This window comes from Burkholderia sp. HAN2018 (genome assembly GCF_024704855.1).
GTDB lineage: Bacteria > Pseudomonadota > Gammaproteobacteria > Burkholderiales > Burkholderiaceae > Burkholderia > Burkholderia cepacia.
In genome coordinates this window covers 1-6,782 of sequence record NZ_QOBB01000311.1, presented here as the reverse complement: position 1 = coordinate 6,782, position 6,782 = coordinate 1, and the positions used below count along the sequence as shown (strand labels likewise).

Annotated in this window: 6 protein-coding genes; 3 read left to right on the top strand and 3 right to left on the bottom strand. The window is 69.1% G+C overall.

What is annotated here, in order from left to right; translation table 11 throughout:
• From DPV74_RS37690 to DPV74_RS37680, 3 genes are all read left to right on the top strand, one after another.
• The coding region (locus tag DPV74_RS37690; RefSeq protein WP_240440094.1) for a lactate utilization protein C at positions 1 to 502 on the top strand (502 nt) is incomplete at its 5' end.
• Positions 499 to 1,944 (top strand): LutB/LldF family L-lactate oxidation iron-sulfur protein, encoded by a 1,446-nt coding sequence (locus DPV74_RS37685; protein ID WP_027789134.1) that lies wholly within the window; start codon positions 499 to 501, stop codon positions 1,942 to 1,944. The genes DPV74_RS37690 and DPV74_RS37685, both read left to right, overlap by 4 nt.
• 57 nt (positions 1,945 to 2,001) lie before the next feature.
• Positions 2,002 to 3,714, top strand: a complete 1,713-nt coding sequence (locus DPV74_RS37680; RefSeq protein ID WP_060194479.1) for a lactate permease LctP family transporter — start codon at positions 2,002 to 2,004, stop codon at positions 3,712 to 3,714.
• Between the two features lie 110 nt (positions 3,715 to 3,824).
• Here the strand turns inward: DPV74_RS37680 and DPV74_RS37675 are convergent, their stop codons facing one another.
• The 3 genes from DPV74_RS37675 to DPV74_RS37665 all read right to left on the bottom strand — a co-directional run.
• Positions 3,825 to 4,586: a M48 family metalloprotease gene (locus DPV74_RS37675; RefSeq protein WP_021160648.1), complete on the bottom strand. Its 762-nt coding sequence runs from the start codon at positions 4,584 to 4,586 to the stop codon at positions 3,825 to 3,827.
• A gap of 195 nt (positions 4,587 to 4,781) precedes the next feature.
• A complete protein-coding gene (locus tag DPV74_RS37670) occupies positions 4,782 to 5,564 on the bottom strand; it encodes a glycosyltransferase family 2 protein (protein ID WP_119339031.1) in 783 nt (260 codons plus the stop codon).
• A 125-nt stretch (positions 5,565 to 5,689) separates the two neighbouring features.
• Positions 5,690 to 6,782, bottom strand: a 1,093-nt coding sequence (locus tag DPV74_RS37665) for an endoribonuclease L-PSP (RefSeq protein ID WP_240440093.1), incomplete at its 5' end; no start/stop codon positions are given.

Genomic DNA, 6,782 nt, shown 5'->3' with positions numbered 1-6,782 from the left:
GTTTGCGGTAGCGGGCGAAGCCGGCGTGCGCCGGCTGCTGCTCGACCCGGCCCGCGTCGAATCCGCGGCGCTCGTCCGCGCGCTGCCCAACACGGTCGCGCCCGTGCCGTTCGACCGGCCGATCGACGCGTGGAAGGCCGACCTGTTCGACACGATCGACGCGGGCTTCACCGTCGCGCGTTCGGGCATCGCGGCCACCGGCACCGTCGTGCTCGCCCCCGATGCCGGCACGCCGCGCACGGTGTCGCTGGTGCCGCCGCTGCATGTCGCGCTCGTCCATGCGAGCACGCTGCATCCCGACCTGCACGCGGCCGTGCATGCGGAGCGCTGGCACGCCGGCATGCCGACCAACCTGGTGCTGGTGTCGGGCCCGTCGAAGACGTCCGACATCCAGCAGACGCTCGCCTATGGCGCACACGGCCCGCGCCGCCTGTGGGTCGTGATCGTCACCGATTCCGCCGCCCGGCCGGCTGCAACCGCCCGCGAGGACCTCCCGCAATGAGCGACCACACGCTGCAATTCGTCGCCCCCGGCGACTTCAAGGCCCGCGCGCGCGCCGCGCTCGACGATCCCGCATTGCGCCGGAGCTTTCGCGGCGCGATGGACTTCCTGCAGGGCAAGCGCGCGACGCAGTTCCCCGACGACGCCGAGCTGCAGCAGCTGCGCGACCTCGGCGAAGCGGTGCGGCAACACGCGCTCGCTCAGTTGCCCGCGCTGCTCGAACGGCTCGAGACGAAGCTCACCGAGGCCGGCGTGCACGTGCACTGGGCCGAGACGGCCGCCGACGCGAACGCGATCGTGCTCGGCATCGCGCAGGCGAAGAAGGCGCGCCGCGTGATCAAGGGCAAGTCGATGGCGAGCGAGGAAATCGAGCTGAACCATTACCTCGCGGAGCACGGCGTCGACTGCATCGAATCCGACATGGGCGAATTCATCGTGCAGCTCGCGGGCGAGAAGCCGTCGCATATCGTGATGCCGGCGATCCACAAGACGCGCGGCGACATCGCCGAACTGTTCGAGGCACACATCCCCGGCACGCGTTACACGGAAGACGTCGACGAACTGATCCAGACCGGCCGGCGCGCCCTGCGGCGCGCGTTCGCCGATGCGGACATCGGCCTGTCCGGCGTGAACTTCGCGGCGGCCGACACCGGCACGCTGTGGCTCGTCGAGAACGAAGGCAACGGCCGCCTGTCGACGACGGTGCCTGACACGCACGTCGCGATCATGGGGATCGAGAAGGTCGTCGAGAAACTCGAGCACATCGTGCCCTTGTCGAGCCTGCTCACGCGCTCGGCCACCGGCCAGGCGATCACGACCTACTTCAACCTGATCTCGGGCCCGCGCCGCGACGGCGAACGCGACGGCCCGCGCGAACTGCATCTCGTGCTGCTCGACAACGGCCGCACGCAGGCCTATGCGGACGAACAGCTGCGCGCGACGCTGCAGTGCATCCGCTGCGGCGCGTGCATGAACCACTGCCCCGTCTACACGCGCATCGGCGGCCACGCGTACGGCACGACCTATCCGGGCCCGATCGGCAAGATCATCTCGCCGCACCTGCTCGGCCTCGACGCGACGGCCGACCTGCCGACCGCCTCGACGCTGTGCGGCGCATGCGGCGAGGTGTGCCCGGTGCGAATCCCGATCCCGCAACTGCTCGTGCGGCTGCGTACCGAGGCGAACCGCAAGCCCGACGAACCCGTCGCGCATCCGCTGCGCGGCCAGGGCGCGAACTACACCCGCGCGGAAGACCTCGTGTGGCGCTTCTGGTCGGGCGCGTTCGCGCATCCGCGCGCGTACCGCGCGTTCCGCTGGACCGCGACGCGCCTGCGTGCGCTGACACCCGCGAAACAGATGGGCTGGACGCAGCACCGCACGCCGCTCGAACCGGCACCACGCAGCCTGTCCGACCTGCTGCGCGCACGCGGCCAGCCCGAGTAGCCCCCGCTTTACCCACCCATACCCATAGATAGACAGACACAGATGGAGGAGACACCCATGCAGGTTTGGCACCAGATCTATACGCCGCTCGGCAGCCTCGGGCTGTCGGCGTTCGTCGCCGCAATCCCGATCATTTTCTTTTTCGTCGCGCTGGCCGCGCTGCGGCTCAAGGGGCACGTCGCCGCGGCGATCACGCTGCTGCTGTCGCTCGGCGTCGCGATCCTCGCATACGGGATGCCCGTGCCGCAGGCGCTCGCGGCGGCCGGTTTCGGCTTCGCATACGGCCTGTGGCCGATCGCGTGGATCATCGTCGCGGCCGTGTTCCTGTACAAGATCGTCGTGAAGACCGGCCAGTTCGACATCATCCGCGCGTCCGTGCTGTCGATCACCGACGACCAGCGCCTGCAGATGCTGCTGATCGGCTTCTCGTTCGGCGCGTTCCTCGAAGGCGCGGCCGGCTTCGGCGCGCCCGTCGCGATCACGGCCGCGCTGCTCGTCGGGCTCGGCTTCAAGCCGCTGCACGCGGCTGGACTGTGTCTGATTGCAAACACCGCGCCGGTCGCGTTCGGTGCGATGGGAATCCCGATCATCGTCGCCGGACAGGTGACGGGCATCGACCCGTTCCATATCGGCGCGATGGCCGGCCGCCAGTTGCCGCTGCTGTCGCTCGCGGTGCCGTTCTGGCTCGTGTTCATGATGGACGGGCTGCGCGGCGTGCGGCAGACCTGGCCGGCCGCGCTCGTCGCGGGCGGCAGCTTCGCGGTGACGCAATACTTCACGTCGAACCACATCGGGCCCGAGCTGCCGGACATCACGTCGTCGCTCGTCAGCCTCGTCGCACTCGCCGCGTTCCTGAAGGTCTGGCAGCCGCGCACCGCGAAGCAGACGGCCGGCAGCGTCGTCGCGTCGGGCGGCGGCGCCGCGCTCGCGGGCTTCGGCGGCGCGGGCTCGCGCAACGGCTTCAGCGCGGGCACCAGCCGGCAGGCATCGCCGTACACGCTCGCGCAGACCGTGCGCGCATGGTCGCCGTTCCTGATCCTGACGGCCGTCGTCACCGTGTGGAGCATCGCGCCGTTCAAGGCGCTGTTCGCCGCCCACGGCGCGCTCGCGTCGACCGTGCTGAAATTCCACGTGGCGGGGCTCGACCAGCTCGTCGTGAAGACCGCGCCGATCGCCGCGACGCCGAAGGCGCTCGACGCCGTGCTGAAGATCGATCTCGTGTCGGCAGTGGGCAGCGCGATCCTCGTGACCGCGCTGATCTCGATGGTGCTGCTGCGGATGAAGCCGCGCGACGCGCTCGTCACGTTCGGCGAGACGCTGAAGGAACTGACCCGCCCGATCCTGTCGATCGGCCTCGTGCTCGCATTCGCGTTCGTCGCGAACTATTCGGGGATGTCGTCGACGCTCGCGCTGATGCTCGCCGCGACCGGCGCCGCGTTCCCGTTCTTCTCGCCGTTCCTCGGCTGGCTCGGGGTGTTCCTGACGGGCTCGGACACGTCGTCGAATGCGCTGTTCTGCTCGCTGCAGCAGGCCACCGCGCACCAGCTCGGCGTACCCGAGACGCTCGCGGTGGCCGCGAACACGACGGGCGGCGTGACCGCGAAGATGATCTCGCCGCAGTCGATCGCGGTGGCGTGCGCGGCGACCGGCCTCGTCGGCAAGGAATCGGAGCTGTTCCGCTTCACCGTGCGCCACAGCCTGCTGTTCGCGGTGATCGTCGGCCTGATCACGCTCGTGCAGGCGTACGTGTTGCCGGGGATGGTGCCGTAAGCAAGCGGCCGGCCGTTTTCCGGTCCCCCGAAAAACAAAAACCCCACGCCGCGAAGCGTGGGGTTTCGTTCATCCAGGGCGCCGGACGGAGCCGGCGCATCGGGCGGCGATCAGCTGCCCTTCGCGATGCGATCCTGGATGTGCTGCGCCCGGCTCGACGACGACGGGTGCGAGCTCATCATCGAGCTCTTGCCGCCATCGAGCTGCGCGAGCTTCTGGAATGCGGTGACGAGACCCTTCTGGTTCATGTTCTTCTGCTTCATCAGGTCGAACGAGTAATCGTCGGCCGCGCTTTCCTGCGTCTGCGAGAACTGCGCGTTGATGAACTTCTCGGTGATGTCGCCGAGCTGCGAGCTCGTCAGCGCCGCCACGCCCGGCGATGCCGCGCCGGCCGCGGTGCGCGCCGCGCTGACCGCGTAGGCCGTCTGCATCGCCTTCTTCGAGTGACCCAGCGCAACGTGGCCCATTTCATGGCCGATCACGCCGCGCAGCTCGTCGTCGTTCATCATGTCCATCAGGCCGCTGTACACGCGCACGCAGCCGTTGCCCATCGCCCACGCGTTGACGTCCTTGGTCATGTAGACCTTGTAGTTGATCTTCTGGCCGTTCAGCGTCATGTCGCCGAAGCCCTTCATCACTTTCGTCAGACGCTTCGAGTACGCGCTGTTCGCCGGCGCGACCTTCGATTCCGCATCGCTCGACTTGCACGAATCGTTCGACAGCGCGGCGATGTCGGCATCCGACAACGTCGCTGCCTTGTACAGGCTCGTCCCCGCCGACGTCAGGCTGTTCGCGTCAAGGCTCTGTACCCCGCCGCACGCGCTCAACAGAAACGCCACGCCACACGCTGCCACTGCTTTCTTGAGTTGCATCCCGGATCCCTCGATAGTTTTATTTGGGAGCGGCGATTTTGCATAATCCGGCAGAAAATTACCAGATGTTTACATCGGATGACACGTTCATTACTCAGCGAACTGGAATGAAGCGGTGCGCAGGCGCGGGATTGACGACAAAAAACGGGGCAATCGCCGCGACCGGGCGACGACCGGCATCGAAATCGGGTGTGCTCAGGCCGTCTGATCGTGGCGTCGCGCCAGCCGCCGCGCGACCAGCATCGGCAGCCGCACCACGAAGCCGGTGAAAAGGCGCAGGTGCATCCACGCGAGCAGCGCGTTGTCGCGGCCGTAGTGGAAGTGCGAGACGCCGCCCTCGTGACGGCCGAAATAGCGCACCGGCGCGTCGATGCGGATCGGACGCACGCCGGCCCAGCACAGCCGCACGGCCGCCTCGGGATCGAAGTCGAAGCCGCGCATCCACGGCTGGCGGCGCATGATCGCGGCCAGCGGCGCGACCGGGTACACGCGAAACCCGTACAGCGAATCGCCGATTCCGGCCCACAGCGTCTCGAGGTCGGCCCATGCGTTCGACAGCCGGCGGCCCTGCACGCGCAACTGCGGCGCGCTCGCGTCGAACTTCGGCACGCCCAGCACCATCGCGTCGGGTGCGGCCTGCGACGCGGCCATGAAAGCGGGAATCAGGTCAGCCGGATGCTGGCCGTCGGAATCCATCGTCAACACATGCGTGAAGCCGCTCGCGGCTGCCGCGTCGAGCCCGGCGAGCACCGCCGCGCCCTTGCCGCGGTTCTCGGGCAGCACGATCACGCGCAACCCCGGGTCGCGTTCGGCCATGGCCTGCAGCCGTTCGGCGCTGCCGTCGGTGCTGCCGTCGACGACGACCCACACCGGATTCCACTGCGCTCGCGCATTGCGCACGGTCGTGTCGACCTTGGTGCCCGGGTTGTAGCTCGGAATCAGGACGAGATGGGTGGACGAGGCGTGCTGCTTGGACATGGAAACGGCCGATTGCGAAGACGGGGGTCCTGACAAAAGTGTATGACTTGCCGGCGAACGCCGGCAGGCTTCGTCGACGCCGCCCGAATGCGGAGCCGGTTGCCGGATCGTGAGGCTCTCGCGCTTCATGACAGCCACGCCTCCTCATGACCCGCGCTGGCCTCGATCTCGACCAGCAGGTCGTCGCGGCACACGTCTGCATGGACGACGAGCGGCCGCACGCCGGGGCCGGCCGCGTCGCGCAGCACCTGCCCGATCGCGGCCAGCGCCGCGGCATCGCCGGCGTCGCGCACGTAGACGCGATAGCTCAGGTCGGCGAGCGTGAACGGGCCGTGCCCCTGGCGCGCGGCCTGCTCGAGCACGGCCGCGAGGTTCGCGACCGTCTCGCGCGTTTGCGCGACGACGTCGCCGAGATGCACGGTGCGATGCCCGACGATGCTCGCGGTGCCCGACACGAACAGCACCGGCGCGCCATCGTCCGCCGGCCATGCGGCTGCGCGCGCGAACGTCGGTGCCCGCGGGCCGTACTCCGCCGGATAGTGATACGCGCTGACCTGGCGCGGGTTCTCGACCGGATCGGCCGGCGTGCGGCTCGCGAGGAAATGGATCGCGAGCGGCGCGGCCGGCGATGCATCGCCCGCGACCGGCACGACCGAACCGAGCGCGCACGCGGCCGGCACGCCGCCCGTCAGCGCGCGGCGGCACGCGTCGAACGCATGCTGGCGGCCGATATTGAACTGACGATAGCGCTCGATCCCGAACTGCACCGCATTGATCGCCGGCACCGTATTCCAGATGCGCAGCGGATGCGGCATGCCGAGCGAATCGAGCACGTCGAACAGCGCGCGGTACGCATCGTGCGTCGCGCGTTCGAGCGGCGTGCCGCCGTCGCGATGCGCGTCGGGCGTGTCGTGCTCGTGCACGACGATGCTGCCGAACACGAGACCCGCCGTGTCGCTGTAGCGATAGTGCAGCGCGCCGTGTCGTTCGCTGCGCAGGTCGCGCGCATGGCATTGCCAGATTTCGCAGACGGCGTCGTCCGGCGCGATGCCGGCGCCGAGCAGCGCCATCGGCACCGGCGCGACCGGCAGGTCGGGCACGACTTCGGCCAGCATCCGCGCCGCCGCGTCCGCGTGCGAGCCGGTTCGGGATGCGCGCTGCAGATCGCCCGCGCCGATGCACACCGCGCCCAGTGCGCCGGGCAACGCGCGGTCGAAT